At 70.4% G+C, this 21,259-nt stretch carries 22 protein-coding genes; 13 read left to right on the top strand and 9 right to left on the bottom strand.

Translation table 11 applies throughout. The annotated features are described in order from the left end of the window. Positions 1-29 precede the first annotated feature (29 nt). Positions 30-602 carry a TetR/AcrR family transcriptional regulator gene (locus tag ACIBHX_RS34075; RefSeq protein WP_397071508.1) on the top strand — a complete coding sequence of 191 codons (573 nt, stop codon included), beginning with the start codon at positions 30-32 and terminating at the stop codon, positions 600-602. Here the strand turns inward: ACIBHX_RS34075 and ACIBHX_RS34070 are convergent. Together ACIBHX_RS34070 and ACIBHX_RS34065 are read right to left on the bottom strand one after the other, a co-directional pair. Further along, positions 592-1,353, bottom strand: a complete 762-nt coding sequence (locus ACIBHX_RS34070) for an SDR family NAD(P)-dependent oxidoreductase (RefSeq protein WP_397071507.1) — start codon at positions 1,351-1,353, stop codon at positions 592-594. The two genes, ACIBHX_RS34075 and ACIBHX_RS34070, sit on opposite strands and share 11 nt — an antisense overlap. A gap of 9 nt (positions 1,354-1,362) precedes the next feature. Beyond that, positions 1,363-2,217: an RNA polymerase sigma-70 factor gene (locus tag ACIBHX_RS34065; protein ID WP_397071601.1), complete on the bottom strand. Its 855-nt coding sequence runs from the start codon at positions 2,215-2,217 to the stop codon at positions 1,363-1,365. Positions 2,218-2,327: 110 nt separating this feature from the next. Between ACIBHX_RS34065 and ACIBHX_RS34060 the strand changes: the two genes are divergently transcribed. Further along, positions 2,328-2,990, top strand: a complete 663-nt coding sequence (locus ACIBHX_RS34060; protein WP_397071506.1) for a ThuA domain-containing protein — start codon at positions 2,328-2,330, stop codon at positions 2,988-2,990. Here ACIBHX_RS34060 and ACIBHX_RS34055 read toward each other — a convergent pair. Both ACIBHX_RS34055 and ACIBHX_RS34050 read right to left on the bottom strand, forming a co-directional pair. Beyond that, positions 2,974-3,594 carry a MerR family transcriptional regulator gene (locus ACIBHX_RS34055; protein ID WP_397071505.1) on the bottom strand — a complete coding sequence of 207 codons (621 nt, stop codon included), beginning with the start codon at positions 3,592-3,594 and terminating at the stop codon, positions 2,974-2,976. The genes ACIBHX_RS34060 and ACIBHX_RS34055 overlap by 17 nt on opposite strands. Before the next feature lie 15 nt (positions 3,595-3,609). Next, positions 3,610-4,446 (bottom strand): LysR family transcriptional regulator, encoded by an 837-nt coding sequence (locus tag ACIBHX_RS34050; RefSeq protein ID WP_397071504.1) that lies wholly within the window; start codon positions 4,444-4,446, stop codon positions 3,610-3,612. Positions 4,447-4,707: 261 nt separating this feature from the next. On the opposite strand from ACIBHX_RS34050, the gene ACIBHX_RS34045 reads away from it, so the two are divergent. After that, positions 4,708-5,784, top strand: coding sequence for a thiolase C-terminal domain-containing protein (locus ACIBHX_RS34045; RefSeq protein WP_397071503.1), 1,077 nt, complete (start codon positions 4,708-4,710; stop codon positions 5,782-5,784). Between the two features lie 18 nt (positions 5,785-5,802). Here the strand turns inward: ACIBHX_RS34045 and ACIBHX_RS34040 are convergent, their stop codons facing one another. Continuing rightward, a complete protein-coding gene (locus tag ACIBHX_RS34040) occupies positions 5,803-6,735 on the bottom strand; it encodes an N-acetylglucosamine kinase (RefSeq protein ID WP_397071502.1) in 933 nt (310 codons plus the stop codon). A gap of 79 nt (positions 6,736-6,814) precedes the next feature. Here ACIBHX_RS34040 and ACIBHX_RS34035 point away from each other — a divergent pair, with 79 nt between their 5' ends. The 9 genes from ACIBHX_RS34035 to ACIBHX_RS33995 all read left to right on the top strand — a co-directional run bounded on the left by ACIBHX_RS34035 (position 6,815) and on the right by ACIBHX_RS33995 (position 15,162). Continuing rightward, positions 6,815-7,684, top strand: a complete 870-nt coding sequence (locus ACIBHX_RS34035) for a MurR/RpiR family transcriptional regulator (RefSeq protein WP_397071501.1) — start codon at positions 6,815-6,817, stop codon at positions 7,682-7,684. Positions 7,685-7,686: 2 nt separating this feature from the next. Continuing rightward, entirely contained in the window at positions 7,687-8,421 is a 735-nt protein-coding gene (locus ACIBHX_RS34030; RefSeq protein ID WP_397071500.1) for a sugar isomerase domain-containing protein, read from the top strand. A 17-nt stretch (positions 8,422-8,438) separates the two neighbouring features. Next, positions 8,439-9,845, top strand: a complete 1,407-nt coding sequence (ngcE, locus tag ACIBHX_RS34025; protein ID WP_397071499.1) for an N-acetylglucosamine/diacetylchitobiose ABC transporter substrate-binding protein — start codon at positions 8,439-8,441, stop codon at positions 9,843-9,845. Then, a complete protein-coding gene (locus ACIBHX_RS34020; RefSeq protein ID WP_397071498.1) occupies positions 9,845-10,756 on the top strand; it encodes a carbohydrate ABC transporter permease in 912 nt (303 codons plus the stop codon). The genes ngcE and ACIBHX_RS34020 overlap by 1 nt, the downstream gene beginning before the upstream one ends. Then, on the top strand, positions 10,756-11,676 hold the full coding sequence (locus ACIBHX_RS34015) for a carbohydrate ABC transporter permease (protein ID WP_397071497.1): 921 nt from the start codon (positions 10,756-10,758) through the stop codon (positions 11,674-11,676). Before ACIBHX_RS34020 ends, ACIBHX_RS34015 begins: the two co-directional genes overlap by 1 nt. Positions 11,677-11,751: 75 nt before the next feature. Beyond that, positions 11,752-12,303 (top strand): LemA family protein, encoded by a 552-nt coding sequence (locus ACIBHX_RS34010; protein ID WP_397071496.1) that lies wholly within the window; start codon positions 11,752-11,754, stop codon positions 12,301-12,303. Then, the gene (locus ACIBHX_RS34005; RefSeq protein WP_397071495.1) at positions 12,303-13,694 is read left to right on the top strand and encodes a DUF2207 family protein; all 1,392 of its coding nucleotides are present in this window, start codon (positions 12,303-12,305) and stop codon (positions 13,692-13,694) included. Before ACIBHX_RS34010 ends, ACIBHX_RS34005 begins: the two co-directional genes overlap by 1 nt. A gap of 9 nt (positions 13,695-13,703) precedes the next feature. Next, positions 13,704-14,555: a phosphotransferase family protein gene (locus tag ACIBHX_RS34000; protein ID WP_397071494.1), complete on the top strand. Its 852-nt coding sequence runs from the start codon at positions 13,704-13,706 to the stop codon at positions 14,553-14,555. 52 nt (positions 14,556-14,607) lie between these two features. Further along, positions 14,608-15,162, top strand: coding sequence for a GNAT family N-acetyltransferase (locus ACIBHX_RS33995; RefSeq protein WP_397071492.1), 555 nt, complete (start codon positions 14,608-14,610; stop codon positions 15,160-15,162). Positions 15,163-15,201: 39 nt separating this feature from the next. Here the strand turns inward: ACIBHX_RS33995 and ACIBHX_RS33990 are convergent, their stop codons facing one another. Both ACIBHX_RS33990 and metE read right to left on the bottom strand, forming a co-directional pair. Beyond that, positions 15,202-16,605: an ATP-binding protein gene (locus ACIBHX_RS33990; RefSeq protein ID WP_397071491.1), complete on the bottom strand. Its 1,404-nt coding sequence runs from the start codon at positions 16,603-16,605 to the stop codon at positions 15,202-15,204. A 164-nt stretch (positions 16,606-16,769) separates the two neighbouring features. Beyond that, on the bottom strand, positions 16,770-18,911 hold the full coding sequence (gene metE, locus ACIBHX_RS33985) for a 5-methyltetrahydropteroyltriglutamate--homocysteine S-methyltransferase (RefSeq protein ID WP_397071489.1): 2,142 nt from the start codon (positions 18,909-18,911) through the stop codon (positions 16,770-16,772). A 54-nt stretch (positions 18,912-18,965) separates the two neighbouring features. Between metE and ACIBHX_RS33980 the strand changes: the two genes are divergently transcribed. Next, positions 18,966-19,838, top strand: a complete 873-nt coding sequence (locus tag ACIBHX_RS33980; protein ID WP_397071488.1) for a LysR family transcriptional regulator — start codon at positions 18,966-18,968, stop codon at positions 19,836-19,838. Here ACIBHX_RS33980 and ACIBHX_RS33975 read toward each other — a convergent pair. Together ACIBHX_RS33975 and ACIBHX_RS33970 are read right to left on the bottom strand one after the other, a co-directional pair. After that, on the bottom strand, positions 19,831-20,511 hold the full coding sequence (locus tag ACIBHX_RS33975) for a DNA alkylation repair protein (protein WP_397071487.1): 681 nt from the start codon (positions 20,509-20,511) through the stop codon (positions 19,831-19,833). The genes ACIBHX_RS33980 and ACIBHX_RS33975 overlap by 8 nt on opposite strands. Next, the gene (locus ACIBHX_RS33970; protein ID WP_397071485.1) at positions 20,508-21,173 is read right to left on the bottom strand and encodes a TetR/AcrR family transcriptional regulator; all 666 of its coding nucleotides are present in this window, start codon (positions 21,171-21,173) and stop codon (positions 20,508-20,510) included. Before ACIBHX_RS33970 ends, ACIBHX_RS33975 begins: the two co-directional genes overlap by 4 nt. Positions 21,174-21,259: the final 86 nt, after the last annotated feature.

The following is a 21,259-nucleotide window of genomic DNA, read 5'->3' as shown; positions in this document are numbered from 1 at the left end:
TAGTAAGCGCTCACTCATATGATGTGCGCATGAACACGCGCGAGCGCATCATCGATGCTGCCGAGCAGGTCATCCGGGAGCACGGGATCGCCGGGGCGACGACCAAGCGCATCGCGCAGCGGGCCGACTGCTCGGAGGCCCTGCTCTACAAGCACTTCACCGGCAAGGAACGGCTGGTCCTGGCCGTGCTGCTCGAGCGGATGCCCGCAATGGCTCCGGCGCTGGCGCGGCTCGAGCTGGAGGCGGGCCAGGGCGACCTGGTGGCCAACCTCACGGCGTTCGCCCTGACCGCGCTGGACTTCTACGGCAAGGCGGCCGGCATCGCCTCGGGCGTGATCGGCGACCCGCAGCTCCTGGCCGGGTTCCGCGAGATGCTCGCCACCATCGGCGGCGGCCCCCACCTGCCCATCGAGCGCCTGGCCAGATACCTGAGGGAGGAGCAGCGGCTCGGACGCCTGGACTCCGCGCTCGACAGCGCGGCGGCGGCCACCCTGCTCATGGGCGCTTGCTTCCATCGCGCAAATCTGTCGTACTTCGTCACGTTGCCGGATGAGCCCGCCCGCTGGGCCGAGGGCATCGTGCGGGCCGCAGTCAGGCGATGACGCGGCTCTCGCCGCCATCGACGAGCAGCGAGACACCGTTCACGAACGAGGCGCGCTGGCTGGACAGGAACGCCACCACGTCGCCCAGCTCCTCGGCCCGCCCGACCCGGCCCACCGGCACCCCGTTGGCCGCCAGCTCCATGCCCTCCTCGCCGCCGACCATCGAGCGCAGCCTGTCGGTGTCGAACGGCCCCGGCAGCACGTTGTTCACGAGCACCCCGTCGCGGCCCACCTCGCGGGCCACCGTACGGACAACGCCCGCGACAGCCGAGCGGGTCGCGTTCGACAGCGCCAGCCCGTCCAGCACCTCGCGCGCCGAGCGGCTGGTGATCGTCACGATCCGCCCCCACCCGCGCGAGCGCATGTCGGGCAGCACTGCATGAATCAGCCGGACCGTGCCGAGCAGGTTGCGCTGGACCGCGATGTCCCACTCGTCCGGGCCCATGTCCACGAAACGCCCCGGCGGCGGCCCGCCCGCGTTGGCGACCAGGATGTCCACGGGACCGAGCACCTCGCGTGTCTCGGTCACCACCCGCGGCGCCGCCTCCGGGTCCTCCACGTCGGCCAGCACGGCGTGCACCACGCCGCCGAACTCCTGCAGCTCGACCACGGCTTCGGCCAGCCGCTCCGGGTTGCGGGCGCTCACGCAGACGTTGCAGCCCTCGCGGGCCAGGCTCTTGGCGGAGGCGAGCCCCAGCCCCGAGCTCCCGCCGGTGACCAGTGCGACCTTGCCCGTGATACCGAGATCCATAGGGGCAGACTATAGATCCTGGACGCGGCCCAGCTTGTCTGGGTTGGCGACCAGGAACACGTCGGCGATGCGGCCGTCGCGCATGCCGAACGTGAGCACCCGCGTGTCGTCCCCCATGGTGACCATGAGGGCGGCCTCGCCGTTGATGTCGATCAGGTGCGACTCGAAGCCGCTGTAGCGCCGCACCAGCCCGGTGAAGAACGCGAGGACCTTGTCGCGGCCGAGGATCGGGTTGAGCGCCGCGCGGACCTTGCCGCCGCCGTCGCTCCACGACACGACGTCCTCGTGCAGCAGGTCGGTGAGCGCCGACAGGTCGCCGCCGGCGGCCGCCTCGATGAAGCGCGTCAGCAGCTTGGCGTGCTCCTGGTCGGACGGCTGGAACCTGTCGCGGCCCGCGGCCAGGCGCTTGGCCGCGCGGGAGTGCAGCTGCCTGGCGTTGGCCAGGCTCGTGCCGACGATCTCGGAGATCTCCTCGTACGGCAGCTCGAACGCCTCGCGCAGCACGAACGCCGCCCGCTCAGGCGGCGAGAGCCGCTCCATCAGGTGCAGCGTGGCGAAGGAAACGGTGTCGCGCAGCTCCGCGGTGTCCAGCGGGCCCGCCTGCGAGGTCAGCACCGGCTCGGGCAGCCACGGGCCCGTGTAGGCCTCGCGCTTGACCCGGGCGGAGCGCAGCTGGTCCAGCGCCAGCCGGGACACGATCGTCACCAGGAACGCGCGCGGCTCGCGCACCTCGCTCTGGTCCGTGCTCTCCCAGCGCAGCCAGGCCTCCTGGACGACGTCTTCGGCGTCCCACATGCTGCCGAGCAGGCGGTAGGCCAGCCCGAGCAGCATGGAGCGGTACTCCTCGAAATCCACGGTTGGCATCATGCCTGCTCGTCCAGGAAGCAGGCGTACCGGGGCCGCCAGTTGAGCCGCAGCCGGGCGCGGGCGTTGTCGGTATGGAAATGCCGCGTTGAGCGTGATGAGCTTGGGGCGTGGCGAGAAACCTGATCCTGTCTGGAGGCCCGTTCCACGACTTCGACGCCACGTCTGCCGCGCTCGCGGAGGTGCTGGCCGAGGTCGGCGTCGAATCCGACATCACCGAGGACATCGCGGGAGCGCTCGGCGAGCCGTCGGAGCACCAGCTCATCACCGTCAACGCCCTGCGCTGGCGGATGGGCCTCGACCGCTTCGCCGACCTGCGCGGCACGTGGGGATTCTCGTTACCCGCCCAGGCGCGCACCACCCTGCTCGACCACCTCGACCGCGGCGGCGGGCTGCTGTGCATGCACGCGGCCTCGATCTGCTTCGACGACTGGCAGGGCTGGCCGCGCGTGCTCGGCGGCTGCTGGACCTGGCCCAAGTCGCACCACCCGCCGCTCGGCTGGACCAGCGTCCGGGTGCACGGCTCGCACCCGATCGTCGAGGGGCTGCGCGACTTCTCCGTGGTCGACGAGGTCTACTCCGACCTGGACGTGCTGCCCGACGTGCGGCCGCTGGCCTCCGCCGAAGGCCAGCCGCTGGTCTGGGCCCGCCCGGTACGGCGCGGCCGCGTCGTCTACGACGCGCTCGGGCACGACACCCGTTCCTACGACAACGAGATCCACCGCACCCTGCTGCAACGGGCGGCGCAGTGGGTGCTCAAGAACCCGGTGTGAACCTGCGCGCCGACTCCGACTCCTGTGCCAGGCGGCGCAGCGTGTCCAGGGCCCTGCCGTACAGGACCGTTCCGAGCACCAGGGTCTCGACGGCAGCCTCGCGCGGGCCGCCGAGCGGGACGTGGTCCATCTCCACCTCCGTGACCAGCTTCTCGGCCGCGGCGGCGTAGGGCCCCAGGTCCTGGGGCAGGCCGAGCTGGCGCATGCGGACCAGGGTCTGGGCGAGCTCGTCGCGGGTGGGCGCGTTCGGGGAGATCTGCCAGCCGAGCTCGGTGATGAGGCGGTCGACCTCCTGGCGGGCCCACTCCTGGCCCGGCTCGAGCTCGGCGTTCTGGGCCAGGGCGTAGTGGGCGGTGCCCAGGACGAAGTGGAGGGGGAGCGACTCGTCCTCGACGGCCGCTATCACCTTCTTGATCCCGGCCACGGGGACCCGGCCCACCTCCAGCATGGCCCGGATCATGCGGAGCCTGCGGAGGTGGGACTCGTCGTAGTCGGCGCGGGTGGCCGCCAGCTGCTCACCCGGGTGGAGCAGGCCCTCGCGCAGGTAGTACTTGATCGTGGCGATGGGCACCCCGGATGTGGTGCTCAGCTCGGACATTCGCATCCGTGGACAATAGCGTTAGCCCGTTCTGGCCAGATGGCGGGCCGCGTGCACCAGGTCGTGCACGTCCGACTGGCGGTTCCACAGGAAGACCACCTCGATGGGTGGCACCTCCTCGGCGAGCGGCACGAACGCCAGCCGCTCGGGCACCGGCACCGTGTCCCTGACGCACAGCGTGTATCCGGCGCCGTCCTCGACCAGCTTCACCACCAGGTCGTGGGTGGGGGCCGCGGGGCCGAGCCGGGGGTGCAGGCCGTGCCGGACGAAGCCCTCCAGATAGCGGCCCGCGTCGGACTCCGGCGTGACCAGCGGCTCGGCGGCCAGGTCGGACAGAGCGATCTGGCCGTTGGCGGCCAGCCGGTGCTCGCGCGGCAGCAGCGCGCGGACGGGGGAGCGCTGGATGAGCATCCGCGCCACGCTCCTGGGCAGCGAGCCGGGCGCGTAACCCAGGCCCGCCTGGAGCGTGCCATCCATGATCGAGACGATCTGCTCGGCGGTGGGCATGGGCGCCACGCGCAGCCGCGGATCGTGCAACTCGGGCAGCAGGCGGGCCAGCATGTCGTCCAGCCCGTCGGCCACGCCCAGCCGGGAGGACCTGCCCTTGCCGCGGGCCGCGCGCACGGCCCGCTCGAACGCGTCCACCGCGACGGTCGCCTGCGCCAGGAAGACCTCGCCCGCCTCGGTGAGCTTCACGCCGCTCGACGAGCGGGTGAACAGCTCGACGCCGATGGCCTTCTCCAGAGCCTTCAACTGCTCGGACAGGGTCGGCTGGGCGATGTGCAGCACGGTGGCGGCACGGCGCAGGCTTCCCGCGCGCGCGATCGCGATCGCGTACCGGACCTGGCGAAGATCCATCGCGCACCTCGATGCTGATAGGAGCGGGCTATCGGGATGATGCCACCCCGCCCCGCAAAAGGGGATACCCAACACGCCCCGGTTAGGTTGCCATCCAATGACGATCCCTCACCGCCCCTTCCCCCGCGGCGACGTCGAACCGAGCAAGCGCTTGTCCTAACGACCGCGGAGCGTTACGGTGACGGTCGAGCACCACACGCGTCGCCCGCCGGGACGGATCGCGCCCCGCCCCGGCGGACGACTTCGAGGCTCGGGAGCCCCATGCAACCCTTCGCCGGACTCGCCGGGATCGCCGGGATCGGCATGACGGAGCTGTCCAGGCGGTCCGGCCGTACGGAGGAAGAGCTCGCCGTGGCGGCCTGCCGTACCGCCTGCCAGGACGCGGGGATCGCGCCGGGGGAGGTGGACGCGGTGCTCAGCTACCACCTCGGCGACTCGGCGCCGGTGACGCAGGTCTCGCGGGCGCTCGGGATCGAGCGGCTGGGCTGGCACAACGACATCGCCGGCGGCGGCACTCAGGCGGCGTCTATCCTGGGCTCCGCCGCGATGCTCGTCCACGCCGGGCTCGCACGCCACGTCCTGATATATCGGGCGCTCAACGGTCGCTCAGGCCGCCGCATGAACACCGTCTCCACGGGCCCCGAGGAGGAGGTCACGCAGAGGTACGGCATGGCCGGGCCGATCCCGCTGTTCGCCCTCGCCGCGACCCGCTACCTGCACGACACCTCGCTCACGGCGGAGCACCTGCACGCCGTCGTCGCCCAGTCCCGCGACAACGCCAAGGCCAACCCGCGTGCCCTGCGCAGGGAGCCGCTGTCGTGGGAGGAGTACCTCGGCCGGCCGTACGTCTGCACGCCGCTGCGGACGGTCGACTGCTGTCAGGAGACGGACGGCGCTTGCGCCCTCCTCGTGAGTGCCACCCTGCCGGGCCCGCGCATCCACGCGGTCGTCCGCGGCGGCGGCCCCGGCTGCTCGACCATGTCCACCGCGCCGGACGTGTCGGCGATCTTCTCGGCCTACGTGGCGCCCATGCTCTGGGACGCCTCCGGCATGCGCCCCTCGGACGTCGACACGGCCCTCCTCTACGACGCCTACTCCTGGCTCGTGCCCCGCCAGCTGGAGGACTTCGGCCTGGTACGGCGGGCGGACCTCGGCGACTACCTCCTCGGTCGCCATCACGCCTGGGTCAACCCGCACGGCGGCCTCCTCTCGGAGGGGTACGTCCACGGCCTCAACAACGTCGCCCAAGCCGTCCGCGAACTCCGCGCGGGCAAGCAGGTAGCCCTGGTCACAGGCTTCGGCGCCTCCTACGGCAGCGCCGCCCTCCTCACCTCCTAACCGCCCCCGCGGGCGCCGTCAAAGGGTGAACGCCGCGTGCGCCCGCTCAGGCTCGTCCAGCAGCTCGCGCGCGGCCAGCCAGGCCGCCGCTCCCGCCGCGTCCCCGGCGGTGCGCACCTCGTAACCCGCCAGCAGGTCCTGTACGGCATGCCGTACAGGACCCTCGGAGGTCAGCACACTCCCGGCGAGCACCACGGGACCGCCGGCGTGCACCCGGCGCAGCGTCGCCGCCAGGTGGTCGGCCGCCTCGGCCACGATCGTGGCGGTCGCCGGGTCGCCGGCCTCGAAGGCCTGGCTGACCAGCGCCGACAGGGCGGCCAGACGCATGTGGTCGGCCTGCGCCAGGCGGACGATCCGGTCGGCGAGCCCGCGTGGCGGCAGGTCGGCAGCCGGGCCCAGGAAGTGCTCGATCACCAGCGCCCCGAGCGCGCCGGTCGGCTCGCCGCGGTCCAGGGTGTGCACGGTGACCCTGGCCGCCTCCCTGCCGATCCAGAACCCGGACCCGAAGTCGCCCAGCAGCCACCCGAGCCCGTCGGCGATCACGTCGAGCTCGAACCCGGCGAAGCGAGCGGCGTCCGCGCCGGTGCCCGACAGCAGCACCGAGCCGTCGGGGGAGGAGGTGCCCGCCGCGTAGGCGATCGGCAGGTCGCCGGTGATCCGAGGCCCGGCAGGGATGCCGCGCGCGGCCCAGACCTCGGCGAGCTCGGGCACCAGCTCGTCGGCGTTCCCCGCCACGCCCGCCAGGGAGGCGGCGACCTGCGCGGCGTCCACCCCGGCGAGTGCCTGGTCGAGCGCCGAAGTGATCGCCGAGACCGCTTTCGCCAGCCCGTGGGCGGTGGGGTTGCCGGGACCCGCCTTGGCGTAGCCGACGCGCGTGCCGTCGAGCGCGTGCACGGACACGCGCGTGGAGGTGGCACCGGCGTCAACACCGATCACGAGCGATTTAGTCACGGTTGGATTGTGGGTCTTGACGTGACCGGGAAGCAAGAATAATTTTCGCCAGAAGACCGGGTATTCGGAAGGAATATTCGTGACTTCTGGTGCTCTAGGGCGCATCGAGACCGAACTATCCGCATTGCCGGAGGCGCTGCGGCGGGTAGGCGAAGTGATCCTCGGTGCCCCGGCCGAGGCGGCCCGCTCCACGATCATCGAACTCGCCGAGCGAGCGGGCAGCTCGCCCGCGACCGTGACCCGGTTCTGCCGGGCGTTCGGCTTCTCCGGCTACGCCGAGCTGCGTGTGGCGCTGGCCACCGAGACCGGCAGGGCCGCGCAGGCCGGCTGGGGCGCGGGCGTCGGCCACGAGATCGGCCCCGACGACCCGCTGGACGTGGCCATCGAGGTGATGGCCGCCGCCGACACCCGCCTCATCCAGGACACCGCCGCCCAGCTCACCCTCGACACCGTCGCCCAGGTGGCCGACGCGGTCGTGGCTGCCCGCCGCGTGCTGCTGTTCGGCGTTTCCACCAGCGGCAACGTGGCCAAGATGCTGGAAGGGCGGCTGCGCAGGATCGGCGTGCCGTGCTGGAGCGCGGGCGACGCGCACGAGGCGCTGTCGGAGGCCGCGCTGCTCGGGCCCGGCGACGTGGCCATCGGCATCAGCCACCGGGGTCGCACCCGCGAGGTGATGGAGGCCCTGGTCGAGGCCGGCAGCCACGGCGCCATGACGGTCGCGGTCACCTCGTTCGCCCGCTCGCCGCTGGCCGAGCTGGCCGAGCTGGTGCTGACCACCGCCAGCAGGGAGACGACGTTCAGGCTTGGCGGCCTGGCGGCGGTCCACTCCCAGCTGTTCGTGCTGGACGCCGTCTACGTGGCGGTCGCGCAGCGCACCTACGAGCGCACCAACCAGGCCTTCGAGCTGACCATCAGCGCCGTGGAGAGTCATCGGGTGGAGAGAGGCTGATCTTGTCCTACGCAACACAGGTCCTGGAGCTGGCCCGCGAGGTCGCCGAGTCCCAGCGCGACCGGATACGGCAGGCCGCCGACCTGGTCGTGGCGTCCCTCAGAGCCGACGGCATCGTCAACGCCTTCGGCTCGGGCCACTCCGAGGCCATCGCGATGGAGATCGCCGGCCGCGCCGGCGGCCTGGTCCCCAGCAACCGGCTCACCCCCAGGGACCTGGTCCTGTACGGCGGGCAGCCCCCCTCCGTGCTCACCCCCGAGCTCGAACGCGACCCCGCGGTCGCCCAGCGGATCTTCGACCTGGCGCCGGTCCAGCCGCAGGACGTGTTCGTCCTGATCTCCAGCTCCGGCGTGAACGGCGTCGTGGTCGAGCTGGCCGGGATCGTCAAGGACCGCGGCCACCCGCTGATCGCCATCACCTCGGTCAAGCACTCCACCCGGATGACCTCGCGCCACCCGTCGGGCCGCAAGCTGCTCGACCTGGCCGACGTCGTGCTGGACAACGGCGCGCCGTACGGCGACGCCATCCTCGAGCTGCCCGGCGGCGGCAGCTACGGCGCGGTGTCCACGATCACCTCGGCGCTGCTGGCCCAGCTGATGGTCACCGAGGCGATCGAGCAGCTCGTGGCGCTCGGCGAGACGCCACCCATCTACCTGTCGGCGAACGTGGCCGGCGGCGACGAACACAACAAGGCCCTGGAGAACCGCTACGCAGGGCGGATCAGACGCGGAGCATAGGAAGTCAGGAGTCATACATGTCCGACACCCCCCGCATCAACCGGCGCGAGCTCCTTCGCGCGGCCGCCCTCGTCCCCTTGGCGGGAGCGCTGGCCGCGTGCGCCACCCCGTCGTCCACGCCGGCCTCGTCGGCTCCCGCAGCGGTCCCGACCAGCGCGGACAATCCCTTCGGCGTGGGGGGCAAGCCGCTGGAGGTGTGGATCTTCGACGGCGGCTTCGGCAACGCCTACGCCAAGGACATCCATGAGCCGCTGTTCAAGGGCAAGTACCCGAAGGTGGACGTCAAGCACAACTTCACCAAGGAGATCACCAAGGTCCTGCAGCCGCGCTTCGCCGGCGGCAACCCGCCCGACGTCATCGACAACTCCGGCGCCAACTTCATGGACTTCGGCGCCCTCTCCCAGGACGGCCAGCTGCAGGACCTGGCGCCGCTGCTGGACGCGCCGGTCTGGGACGACCCGTCCAAGAAGGTCAGGGACATCCTCGACCCCAACGCAGTCAAGATCGGCACCTACGACGGCAAGTTCAGCGTGGTCGGCTACGTGAACTACATCTTCGGCATCTGGTACTCCGGCAAGGTCTTCAAGGAGAACGGCTGGGAGCCTCCGAAGACCTGGGACGACTTCCTCAAGCTCTGCGAGACGATCAAGAAGTCCGGCAAGATGGCCCCGTTCACCTACGCCGGCAAGTTCCCGCAGTACCTCTACGAGCCGCTGCTCACGCTCGCCGCGAAGGTCGGCGGCCCGGAGACACTGGTCAACATCGACAACCTTGAGGACGGCGCCTGGACGACCGACGCGATGAAGCAGTCGGCGACGGCGTGGGCCGAGATCGGCGCCAAGTACCTGCTGCAGGGCACCGCGGGCCTGGACCACGTCCAGACCCAGACAGCGCAGAACAAGTACGAGGTCGCCATGCTCCCCGCCGGTTCCTGGCTGGAGAACGAGCAGGCCAAGACCACGCCCGCGGACTTCGAGTACCAGATGTTCCCGCTGCCGGACTTCGGCAAGAGCGACAAGATGCCGTACGGCACGCTGCACACCCAGCCTGGCGAGAACTTCATCGTCCCGTCCAAGGCGCAGAACCCGCAGGGCGGCATGGAGTACCTGCGCGCGATGCTGTCGAAGAAGGGCGCGGGAGACTTCTCCGAGCTGGTGCGCACGGTCACCACAGTCAAGGGCGCCACCGAGGGCCGCAAGCTCTCACCGGGAGTGCAGAGCGCCACCGACGCGCTCAACGGCGCGGGCGAGAACACCGTCTACTACCAGTGGCAGCAGTGGTACGGGCCGCTCAAGGACGAGGCGATCGCCGCCACCGGCGCGCTGATGTCCGGCGACCTCACTCCTGACAAGTACCTCGAGCGCATCCAGAAGAAGGCCGACGACATCAAGAACGACTCCTCGATCAAGAAGTTCTCGCGCTGATGTTCAACAGATACCGCCGTGGGCTGTTCATCACCGCGTTCCTGACAGCCCCGGTGGTGCTCTACGTGACGTACGTGCTCGCGCCGTACGCCCAGGCCTTCCAGATCTCCACGACGAACTGGCGGGGTGTGAACGCCAGCCCGCAGAGCATCGGGTTGGAGAACTTCGTCCGCCTGTTCAACGACGACATCTTCTGGCGGGCCGTGCGGCACAACCTGGCACTGCTGGTGCTGTTGCCGCTGATCACGATCGTCATCGCCCTGTTCTTCGCCTTCCTGCTCAGCGTGGGCGGCGGGGGACAGGGGGTGGTCGGCATCAGGGGGTCCGGCTTCTACCGGGTGGTGTTCTTCTTCCCGCAGGTGCTGGCCGTGGCCGTGGTCGGGGTGCTGTTCCAGCAGGTGTTCAGGCCGGACGGCAGCGGCATGCTGAACGCCCCGCTGATGGGGATCGGCCTGGGGCCGTTCGGGTTCCTGTCCGACACGAAGATCGCCTTCTGGTCGGTGCTCGGCGTGCTCGTATGGCAGGCGGTCGGCTTCTACGTGGTGCTGTTCTCCGCCGGGCTCGCCTCGATCCCCAACGACATGTTCGAGGCCGCCAGGATCGACGGCGCGGGCCGGATCGCGCTGTTCTTCCGGATCACGCTGCCGCTGCTGTGGGACACCGTTCAGGTGGCCTGGGTCTACCTCGGCATCCTGGCCCTGGACGTCTTCGCGGTCGTCTGGGTGATGACCGACCAGCACGGCGGGCCCGACTGGTCGACCACGGTCATGGCGGCCGAGATCTACCGCACCGCGTTCCAGAACTTCCGCTTCGGCTACGCCTCCGCCATGGGCGTCGTGATGTTCTTCTTCACTGTTGGCTTCGCGATCCTGTCGCTGCGGCTGTCCCGCCGCGAACGAATCGAGTACTGATGACGACGATGACCTCGTGGACGGTCGCGAACTCCAGGAAGCTCGCCCGCAAGGAGCGCAGGCGGCAGCTCGGCCCGCTGTCGGCGCTCACTCACGTGGCGCTGCTGGTGTGGACCGTGCTGGTGGCGGTGCCGATCCTGTGGACGTTCCTGAGCTCGGTCAAGAGCGAGGACGAGATCTTCGGCAACGCCTGGACGATGCCGGCCACGCTGCACTGGGACAACTTCGTCAGGGCCTGGGACAAGGCGCACGTCGGCCAGTACATGCTCAACAGCGTCATCGTGGTCGGCTTCGGCGTCTTCGGGACCATGCTGATCGGCTCGATGGCCGCCTACGTGCTGGCCCGCTACTCCTTCCGCCTCAATCGGGCCATCTACCTGGTGTTCGTGTCGGGGCTCGCGTTCCCGGTGTTCCTGGCGCTGTCGCCGCTGTTCTTCGTCGTGCAGAACATCGGGCGGCAGGTGCCGTTGATCGGGCCGTACATCGGGATCAACACGCACGCGGGGCTGATCCTCGTCTACATCGCGTACTCGATGCCGTTCACGATCTTCTTCCTGGCGGCGTTCTTCCGCACCCTGCCCACGGCGGTGGCCGAGGCGGCCATGGTGGACGGCGCCTCGCACACCCGCGTCTTCTTCCAGATCATGCTGCCGATGGCCCGGCCCGGTCTGGTCAGCATCACGATCTTCAACGTGCTCGGCCAGTGGAACCAGTACCAGCTCCCGCTGGTGCTGCTGCAGGACCGCGACAAGTGGGTGCTCACTCAGGGGATCGCCGACATCTCCACGGCCGCGGGGTACGAGCACGACTTCTCCGCGCTCTTCGCCGCGCTGACGATGGCGATCCTGCCGATGCTGGTCGTCTACGTGATCTTCCAGCGGCAGATCCAGTCGGGCCTGACCACGGGAGCGCTCAAGTAGCGGAGTACAGCGGGTTGCAAAGCAGCGGTAAGCAGTTCCTGGTCCGATGTCCGCAGCACCCTCAAGGAGGACATCGTGATCACCGCCGCCGTCATCGGAATGCTCGTGCTGTTAGCGCTCATCGCCGCGGTCTCCCGCTACAACGCGCTGGTCCGCGCCCGCAACGCCGTCGACAACGCCTGGGCCCAGGTCGAGGTGCAGCTCAAGCGCCGCCACGACCTGATCCCGAACCTGGTCGAGACCGTCCGCGGCTACGCCTCCCACGAGCGGCAGACGCTGGCCGCCGTCATCGAGGCCCGCGCGCAGGCGCTGAACGCCGGCACCCCGGCCGAGCAGGCCGCCGCCGAGAACGCGCTGAGCGGCGCGCTGAAGAGCCTGTTCGCCGTCGCCGAGGCATACCCCGACCTGAAGGCCAGCCGCAACTTCGCCGACCTGCAGGAGGAGCTGGCCACCACCGAGAACCGGATCGCCTACTCCCGGCAGTACTACAACGACGCCGTGCTCACCTACAACAACGCGATCCAGACCTTCCCCGCCAACGTCGTGGCCGGCATGACCGGCTTCGCCTCGCGCGACTACTTCCAGGCGCCCGATGAGGAGCGCGGCCCGGTCCAGGTGCGGTTCTGATGGCGCTGTGGCCGGCCGCCGCCGCGGCACTCGCGCTGTGGGGGTTGCTCCTGCTGGCCCTGGCGCTGGCCACGCGCAACCCGTCCGTCCGCCCCGGCCCCGCCACCGGCGTCCTGGCAGGCGAGTCGCCGGCCGTGGTCGACCTCATCACCGGCGGCTGGAAGCTGTGTGAGGAGGCCACCTCGGCCACGCTGCTGGACCTGGCCGCCAAGGGCGCCGTCCAGATCGAGGAGGTCGGCCCCGAGCTGTCCCTGGTACGGCTGCGCCGCCCCACCGGGCTGAACCCGTACGAGCAGCTCGTCCACGACCACGTCGCCTCGCTGGCCCGCGACGGCGTGGTCGCCACCGGCGCGCTGGCCGAGGGTTCACGCAACCTCGGGCGCTGGTGGAAGAGCTTCCGCAAGAAGGTCATCGCCGACGCCCGCGAGCGCGGCCTGTCACGGCCGCGGTGGAGCAGGCTGCACGTGGTACTGCTGACCGTCACCGCCGCCGTCCCCGCCGCGCTCGCCGGGATCGCGGTCGCCGTGTCCGACCACAAGCACGACGGTGGGCCGGGCACCGCCATCCTGGTCTTCGCCGCGCTCGTCGCGCTGGCCGGCAAGCTCAACGGCGAGCGCGGCACCGAGCTGGGCGGCCAGGCCGCCGCCCACTGGCTGGGCGTGCGCGAGCACCTGGCCACCGCCCGCTTCGCCGACAAGCCGGCCGCCGCCGTCACCATCTGGGGACGCCCCCTGGCCTACGCCGCCGCGCTCGGCCTGGCGCCGCGCGCGGTGACGAGCCTGCCGGTCAGCGTGCCCGCCGACGACCGGCGCGCCTGGTCCGACTACGGCGGCATGTGGCACAGGCTCGAGGTGCGCTATCCCGGGCGGCTCATCCGCGGCAGGAAGCCGCTGCATTCCGTCGGCCGCGGCCTGGCAGCCGGCTTCTTCGCCGGGTTCTGGAGCTGGATCGTGCTGATCGTGCTCGCCGCCTTCGAGCTGGTGCCCTCCGGGCTGCCGCAGCCGCTGGCGTTCCTGGTGGGGCTGGCGGTCGCCGGGGTCCCGCTGGTGCGCGCCGTACTGGATCTGGCCGCGCCCGCGCAGGTGGAGGGGCAGGTCGTACGGCTGCGCCGCCAGGAGAGCGGCGGCAGCAGGGGGCGGACCCGCCACGTGTACTGGTGCGCCGTCGACGAGGGGCGGTCCCGCGAGCTGACCGCGTTCGGCATCGCGGGCGAGCAGTGGGAGCGGCTGTCGGAGGGCGACCTGGTCCGCGCCAGGGTGGGGCGGCACCTGGGCTGGATCAGCGAGATCGAGGTCGTGGGCCGGGCCAGGGCGGGCGGCGGCTACGGCACCGCCGACACCATCCAGGCGCCGGAGAATATGGGGGAGCTGCGGCGCGACATGTTGGGCTAGGGTGCGGATGTGATCAGCGACATACACGTGCTGCTCGACGCCCATCTGCCCGGCTACACGGTCCACTCGGTACGCGAGCTGGGCTCCGGCCTGGACAACGAGGTCTACCTCGTCAACGACGACCTGGTCGTGCGCGGCGCCAAGAAGCCGGATCCGGATGCGACCCGGCGCGAGGTCACGCTGCTGGCCTCGATGCGGCTCATCGCGCCGGTGCCGGTGCCCGAGGTGCTGTTCTCCGACGAGCAGGCCGGGGTGATCGGCTACCGGCGGCTGCCCGGCGAGCCGCTGCACGGGCTGCACCTGGCCTCAGGCGGGCTCGGCCGCTTCGCCGAGCTGATGGGGCGGCTGCTCGGCGCGATGCACGCCGTACCGCCCGCCGACCTGCACGACGTGGCCGAGGTCGACACCTACCCGCTGCCGTCCTGGCTCGAGGACACCGCGAGCGACTACGACGACGTGCGCGAGCACCTCACCGCGGACGACCGCCGGCTGGTCGAGGAGTTCCTGGCCCGCACACCGCCCGCGGAGCCGGTCGTGCTCCGCTTCTGCCACAACGACCTGGGCGCCGAGCACATCCTCGGCGACCCGGAGACGGGCGAGATCACCGGCATCCTGGACTGGACCGACGCGGCCATCACCGACCCGGCCCACGACCTGGCCCTGCTGTACCGCGACCTCGGCCCCCAGGTCTTCGAACGGGTCCTCGGCGCCTACGGCCCGCCGGTCGACGACGGCTTCCGCGAGCGGGCCGCCTTCTACGCCCGCTGCGCGCTGATCGAGGACATCGCCTACGGCCTGTCCACAGGCCCGCGCCGCTACGCCACGATCGCGCTGGCCAACCTGGCGCGGACCTTCTCCTAGCCGCGCGGAAAATTGCCGCGACATCGCCGCGTCGCTCTGGTTGGCTGCCCTCATGACCTCGGCATGGGTGGGTGAGCGGGTACGGCTGCGCGGCTTCGAACCCGCCGACTGGGAGGCGTTCCACGCCTTCGAGGAGTACTCCGACGACGTGCGCAACGGGTGGCTGCTGACGCCGCCGCGGTCCACCGAGGGCGCTAGGAAGTGGGTGGCCGAACTGGCGGCGGAGGAGCCCGACCTGGACCGGTTCAAGCTCGTGATCGCGCGCAGGGAGGACGACGCGGCCGTCGGCTCGATCAACACCCACGACGTCGACCGGCACTACGGCACCTTCGCGTACGGCGTGGCCATCGGCACGCCGCACCACCGCAAGGGGTACGCCTCGGACGCCATCGTGCTGCTGCTGCGCTACATGTTCGGCGAGCGCCGCTTCCAGAAGTGCGACGTGGTGGTCTACGCCGGCAATCAGCCCTCACTGGCCCTGCATCGCAGGCTCGGCTTCGTCGAGGAGGGCCGCCGCCGCAGGGCCCGTTTCGCCGCCGGCCGCTACGAGGACGAGCTGCTGCTCGGCATGACCGTCGAGGAGTTCAACGACCGCCACGGCTCCTGACGGCGGCCGGGCAGACGACGGTGATGCCGCGGCCGGGGCTCATCGCCAAGCGTCCATGAGCTCCTGCGGTCCAATCTGCTTCACTCCTGCGGTCGTACATCCGCTTCTCGAGATGGCGTACAGCGGGACGGACGTATTGGCTCCCGGCAGCTTTGATCGGTGAACGATGAGCTCGGTGAGATCATGTGCGTCGAACGGGCGGTTCTCCAGCCATTTGATCGAACCGACCATGGTGATCTGCTTGGCGATGGGTTCGCGGTCGGCCCCCACAACATCGATCTCGGGGTCGTTGGTACGCGTCCAGTAGCCCCCGATGGCGCCCGTCCCCTCGGGAAGCAGATCCATACGACGCAGGGCTTCTCTGATGAGGGGCTCGACGGCCATTCCGCGCCACGCTGTCCACGATCGCCGGATGCGGTTCAACGCCAGGTCGCCGCGTCCTCGTTCGATCTCTGCCAGATTAGGCGCGATGAAGGAGAGCCAGAAACGCAGGTGCGTATCGGCGATGTGGTACCGGGCCTCGCGCGAAGGGCGCGTTGACAGTGGAAGCTCCGAGATGATCAACCGCTTTTCGAGAAGGAGCTGTATGCCCCGCTTGAGCGATGTTCCCGGTATGTCGTTGGTAGCCCTGGAGATGGAGGAATAGGTGCGCTGCCCGGATCCGATGGCCATGAGCACCCTCCGGGCCTGTGCTTCAGGTGGGAACTCGGCGGCCAGGGCGCGTTCCCCGCTGACGATCAGGGCAGAGGTCGAGTCGCAAACCGCTTCTGCGAGGTAGTCCCACTTCGAGGTGTCTGCGGGCCATTCCTCGCAGATCATCGGAAGCCCGCCGCTGATCAAGTGGGTATCGATGGCTTCTGCCGGGTCAAGATCGAGCATCTTCGCGACATCGGCTGGCGTGAGCGGAGAGATCGCCATTTCGGTGGCTCTCATATAGAAGGGCCTGTCGTACTGGTTGATCGCTTCCATCATCGACAGGTCTGATCCGATGAGGATGAGGAGCATCGGGCGCCGAGAGAACTCCCTGTCGAACATCCTCTGGAGCCTGCTCTCAAGGCTTGCGTCCGACGAGATCATGTAGGGCAGCTCGTCGAGGACGACGATGCTCGGCGAATCCTGCGGAATGGCGTTGGCGAGCAGGAGAAATGCGGAATCCCAGGACTCAGGCGTCACTTCCGCAAAGAGAGGGGCGCCCGGTAGGTCTGATTCGAGGGCGTCCAAGCGGAACCGCTGGAGCTGCTCGCCCAAGCTCTCGCGCACGGCTGAGAAGTAGAGATGGGGCACGTTCGCCCGTCGGATGAACTCTTCCGCCAGGCGGGACTTTCCCACCCGGCGGCGTCCGCGCATGAGCAGGGCACGCCCTGGGCGGTCACTTGATTGAACGCGGTCGAGCAGGCGCTTGAGCTTCGTGAGCTCACGGTCGCGGCCAACGAAGCCATCCACACGCGTCTCGCTTCCATGGGTCCAAGTTTGGCCCTACCGAATTTGGACCCACCATACTTGGTCCCACCAATGTTGGCCACTGCTTGGAGCAGGGCCGCCGCCGTAGGGTCCCGCTACGACGACGAGGCCCTGCTCGGCATGACCGTCGAGGAGTTCTACGACCGCTACAAGGCCTGACGCAGGCGGCGGGCAGCGGTGACCACGTTGGCCAGCGACGCCTCCACCTGCTCGTAGGTGCGCGTCTTCAGCCCGCAGTCCGGGTTGACCCACACCCGCTCGCGCGGCAGCACCTCCAGCGTGGCCCGCAGCAGCCGCTCGACCTCGTCCTCGCCCGGCACCCGCGGCGAGTGGATGTCGTACACCCCCGGCCCGAGCCCGCGCCCGAAGGACGACACCGACTCCAGGATGCGCGCGCCCGACCGGGCCGACTCGATCGTGGTGACGTCTGCGTCCAGCCCGTCGATCGCGGCCAGGATCTGGTCGGCGTCGGAGTAGCACAGGTGCGTGTGGATCTGTGTACGGTCACCGGCCGCCGCCGTGGCGTGGCGGTAGGCGGCTACCGCCCACTCCAGGTAGGCCTCCTGCGACGAGCGCCGCAGCGGCAGCAACTCGCGCAGCGCCGGCTCGTCCACCTGGATGATCGAGATCCCGGCCGCCTCCAGGTCCCGCACCTCCTCGCGGACGGCGTCGGCCACCTGGCGGACCACGTCGCGCAGCGGCAGGTCGTCACGGACGAACGACCAGGCGACGATCGTGACGGGGCCGGTCAGCATGCCCTTGACGTGCCGGTCGGTCAGCGACTGGGCGTGGCGCGCCCACCGCACGGTGATCGGCTCGGGGCGGGAGACGTCGCCGTGCAGGATCGGCGGCCTGGTGCAGCGCGAGCCGTACGACTGGACCCAGCCGTTGCGTGTGACGGCGAACCCGTCCAGGTGCTCGGCGAAGTACTGCACCATGTCGTTGCGCTCGGGCTCGCCGTGCACCAGCACGTCCAGCCCGAGCCGCTCCTGCAGCCGGATGACGTGCTCGATCTCCTGCTCGACGCGCCGCTCGTAGTCGGCCGGCGACAGCGTGCCCGCGGTCACGGCGGCGCGGGCCGCGCGCAGCTCGCCGGTCTGCGGGAAGGAGCCGATCGTGGTGGTCGGCAACACGGGCAGCCGCAGGTGCCCGGCCTGCGCCGCCGCCCGCACCTGGTACAGGCTGCGCCCCTCGACCACCAGGGGCTCGATCAGTTCGACGGAGGGCGCGGCGGGAGCCGTACCGGTGAACTCCCGCCCGGACAGCGCGACGACCTCGGCGACCTTCTGCTCGGCGAAGGCCAGCCGCTCGCGCAGCGCGGGGTCGAGGTGCTGCTCGGCGTCCAGGTCGTAGGGCACGTGCTGCAGCGAGCAGGACGTGCTCACCACCACCTGCCCGGCCTTGTCGCTGACGGCGTGCAGGCGGGCCAGTGCGAGCTCCGGCGAGGTCCGCCAGACGTCGCGCCCGGACACCACCCCGGCCACCACGATCTTTCCCAGCACGCTGTGCGCCTGCCCGCGCACCAGGTCGAGCCCGATCGCCTCGACCGGCGTCGCGGCCAGCACCGGCAGCGACTCGCCCAGGTCGCCGAAGTAGGACGCGACGAACAGCCCCGGCCGTACGGCCAGCCCCCCGAGCCGGTCATAGGCGGTCCGCACGGCGGCCAGTTCGGCGGGCGTGCGATCGGCCACCAGCGCAGGCTCGTCCAGCTGGACCCATTCCACGCCCTCGGCGGCCAGCGCCCCCAGCAGCTCCTCGTAGCAGGGCAGCACGTCCGCCAGCCGGTCAAGGGCGCCTGCCAGCAGCAGGAACGTCACCGGGCCGAGCACCACGGGCCGGGTCTCGTGGCCCAGCGCCCGCGCCTCCCGCACCTCGGACAGCGGCTTGGCCGCGTCCAGCTTGAAGACGGTCTCCGGGCCGATCTCCGGCACGATGTAGTGGTAGTTCGTGTCGAACCACTTGGTCATCCGCAGCGGCGGCAGCCCCTGCGTGCCCCGCGCCATCGCGAAGTACGGGTCGCCCGCCTCCAGGTAGCGCTCGGGCACCGCGCCGAGCAGCACGGCGGTGTCGAGCACCTGGTCGTAGAGGGAGAACGTGTTGGACGGCAGCCCGGCGAGGCCGAGTTCGGCCAGCCGGTTCCAGGTCGCGGCGCGCAGTTCGGCGCCGGTCCGCTCCAGCTCCTCGCGGGTGGAGCGGCCGTCCCAATAGGCCTCCAGGGCTCGCTTCAGCTCGCGGTCGGGACCGATCCTGGGATAGCCGAGCACGGTGGATGCAGGGAATTCAGACATGGCGGCATCCTGCCCGGATACCCGCCGGTCACGGGCCATCTATTGTTATCGCTTATGGACCTGCCTCTGCGCGAGATCCACGCGTTCGCCGTGGTCGCCAGGCGGCTGAGCTTCTCCGGGGCCGCCGTCGAGCTCGGCATGTCCCAGCCCGCGGTGAGCCAGGCCGTGGGGCGGCTCGAGCGGGCCCTCGGGCTCCGGCTCTTCCATCGGACCAGCCGTGAGGTGCGGCTGACCGCGCAGGGCAAGGCGCTGGTCGGGCACGCGCAGGCGGTGCTGGCCGCCGCTGCCGCGTTCCGTGAGGAGGGCGAGCGGCTCGCCCGCCCAGCTATTCGGCTTGCTTATCCATCGCTGGTCGGTCCGCTGGCCGCGCGCATCGCCAGGAGGCTGGCCGCCCGCGGCGTCGCCGTGGAGCTGAAGGCGGCGGGGCGGGCCGTGGCCGTGGCGGGCCTGGCCGACGGCGAGGTGTCTGCGGCCATCCTGGGCATGCCCGCGCCGCCGGCGTTCACCACGGCGGCCCGCTTCCACGTCGGCGTCGACCGGCTCGCCGTACCTCCTGGAGACCGGCTGGCCGGGCGCGCCAGGGTCGGGCCCGAGGAGCTGAAGGGGCGCGAGCTGCTGCTGCCGCGCAACCGGCCGACGGCCGGGGCGTGGGCCAGGCTGTCGGCGCTGGTGCCTGGACCGCACCGGATCGTGGCCGACGACCTGGACGACTTCGCCGCCGCGCTCGACCTGGTCGCGGCCGGCGCGGGGCTGCTGCCGCTGCCTCAGCTGCTGGCGCGCACGATCCGCCGCGACGACGTCCGGTTCGTGCCGCTGGAGGCGGGCGAGCTGCGCCTGTCCTTCGGGCTGGCCTGGCCGCCGGAGCGGGCGACGCCGGAGCTGCTCGCGCTGGTGCAGGCCGTACAGGACGCGCTGTGGACTAGGTGACGGGCAGGTTCTTCAGCGCTTCCCTGCGCGACAGGCCCGTGATGCCCTTGGTGCGCACGTAGCGCACGACCTCGTGCGGGTTGGTCTTGGCGAACTCGCGCAGCGCCCAGCCGATCGCCTTGCGGGCGAAGAAGTCGTTGTCGGACAGGCTCGGCTCGATGCAGGCGTACAGCAGCGCGGTGTCGGTGCGCTCCTTGAAGCGGTTCTGGCTGAGGATGGCCGTGCGCCGCTTCCACAGGTCGTCATCGCGCGCCCACTCCAGCATGAGCGACCGCATCGAGTCGGGGAACGCCGCGAGCAGCCCCCCGATCCTGTGCGTGGCCAGCTCGTCGACCAGGTCCCACCAGGCGCCTGTGACGACCATCTCCTCGTACATCGGCACCGTGTAGAGCGTCTGGAACTCCCGGTAGTAGCGGAACCCGGTCAGCTCGATCGCGGCGTAGCGCTCCTCGCGGTACTCGGCATCGCGCCACAGTGCCAGCACCGCGCGCCGCCACTCGGGGGCGGTGTCGATGCGCTCCTCGGCGAAGACCCTGCGCAACGCCGCGCGCCGGGGGCCCGCCTGGACACCCAGGAACGGCATCGCCGACTTCATGTAGGCCTGCATCTGCGGAGCCTTGGCGGGCTCGGCGACCTCCTGCAGGGCCAGCCGTATGGCTTTGCCGAGGTTCATCCCTTCTGGGTGGTCCGCTCACCGGTGGCGACGCCGTCGAACAGGACCGTGATGTAATGCTCGGCCAGCCCGTTCGTGTTGAGCCTGCCCCCCGGGCGGAACCAGCGGACCGCCACCCAGATCGTGTCGCGGATCATCCGGTAGGTGAGCTTGGGGTCGACGTCGGCGCGGAACTGGCCGGCCGCCTGGCCCGCCTTGATCTGCGCGACCCACATCTGCTCGACCTCGTCCTCGGCCTTGACGAGGTAGTTGAAGCGCTCGTACTGGCGCAGGTAGTTCCAGTCGTTCTGCATCACCGTGATCGCGGCGCGGTGCGGCTCCAGCGTGCTGAAGCCGATGCGCACCATGTCCGACAGCACGGTGCGGGGGTCGGAGCCGGACTCGAGCGCGGTGCGGTAGCGGGCGATCAGGTCCTCGAGGAAGGTCGACAGGACCTCGTCGACGATCGTCTCTTTGGAGTCGAAGTGGTGGTAGAGACTTCCTGAGAGGATTCCGGCCTCGTTGGCGATCTCGCGCACCGTCGTCGCCTGGAAGCCCTTCCGCGCGAAGATCTCCGCGGCGAGCTTGACGAGGTGGTCGCGGCGCTCGGAGGCCGACCCGGTGGAGGCGGCCCGGGGTCGCTTGGCGGTGGCGGCCGTGGCGGAGGTCTTTCGCGTTGTCACGTCCTCCATTATGACCTGTCGCACAATCGCTTGTTCACAGAACACGCGCAGCTCAGCCGCCTACCAAGCGCTTGCTACGATATCGG

Source organism: Nonomuraea sp. NPDC050536, assembly GCF_044457685.1.
In the GTDB taxonomy this organism is placed as follows: domain Bacteria; phylum Actinomycetota; class Actinomycetes; order Streptosporangiales; family Streptosporangiaceae; genus Nonomuraea.
Note: the sequence above shows the minus strand (reverse complement) of the source record. Positions and strands in the feature narration are given on the sequence as shown.

Bases quoted from the DNA above. Each gene is read 5' to 3' on its own strand.
- ACIBHX_RS34075 (WP_397071508.1), top strand. From the start codon at position 30: ATGAACACGCGCGAGCGCATCATCGATGCTGCCGAGCAGGTCATCCGG.
- ACIBHX_RS34070 (WP_397071507.1), bottom strand. From the start codon at position 1,353: ATGGATCTCGGTATCACGGGCAAGGTCGCACTGGTCACCGGCGGGAGC.
- ACIBHX_RS34065 (WP_397071601.1), bottom strand. From the start codon at position 2,217: ATGCCAACCGTGGATTTCGAGGAGTACCGCTCCATGCTGCTCGGGCTG.
- ACIBHX_RS34055 (WP_397071505.1), bottom strand. From the start codon at position 3,594: ATGCGAATGTCCGAGCTGAGCACCACATCCGGGGTGCCCATCGCCACG.
- ACIBHX_RS34050 (WP_397071504.1), bottom strand. From the start codon at position 4,446: ATGGATCTTCGCCAGGTCCGGTACGCGATCGCGATCGCGCGCGCGGGA.
- ACIBHX_RS34045 (WP_397071503.1), top strand. From the start codon at position 4,708: ATGCAACCCTTCGCCGGACTCGCCGGGATCGCCGGGATCGGCATGACG.
- ngcE (WP_397071499.1), top strand. From the start codon at position 8,439: ATGTCCGACACCCCCCGCATCAACCGGCGCGAGCTCCTTCGCGCGGCC.
- ACIBHX_RS34020 (WP_397071498.1), top strand. From the start codon at position 9,845: ATGTTCAACAGATACCGCCGTGGGCTGTTCATCACCGCGTTCCTGACA.
- ACIBHX_RS34015 (WP_397071497.1), top strand. From the start codon at position 10,756: ATGACGACGATGACCTCGTGGACGGTCGCGAACTCCAGGAAGCTCGCC.
- ACIBHX_RS34005 (WP_397071495.1), top strand. From the start codon at position 12,303: ATGGCGCTGTGGCCGGCCGCCGCCGCGGCACTCGCGCTGTGGGGGTTG.
- ACIBHX_RS33995 (WP_397071492.1), top strand. From the start codon at position 14,608: ATGACCTCGGCATGGGTGGGTGAGCGGGTACGGCTGCGCGGCTTCGAA.
- metE (WP_397071489.1), bottom strand. From the start codon at position 18,911: ATGTCTGAATTCCCTGCATCCACCGTGCTCGGCTATCCCAGGATCGGT.
- ACIBHX_RS33980 (WP_397071488.1), top strand. From the start codon at position 18,966: ATGGACCTGCCTCTGCGCGAGATCCACGCGTTCGCCGTGGTCGCCAGG.
- ACIBHX_RS33975 (WP_397071487.1), bottom strand. From the start codon at position 20,511: ATGAACCTCGGCAAAGCCATACGGCTGGCCCTGCAGGAGGTCGCCGAG.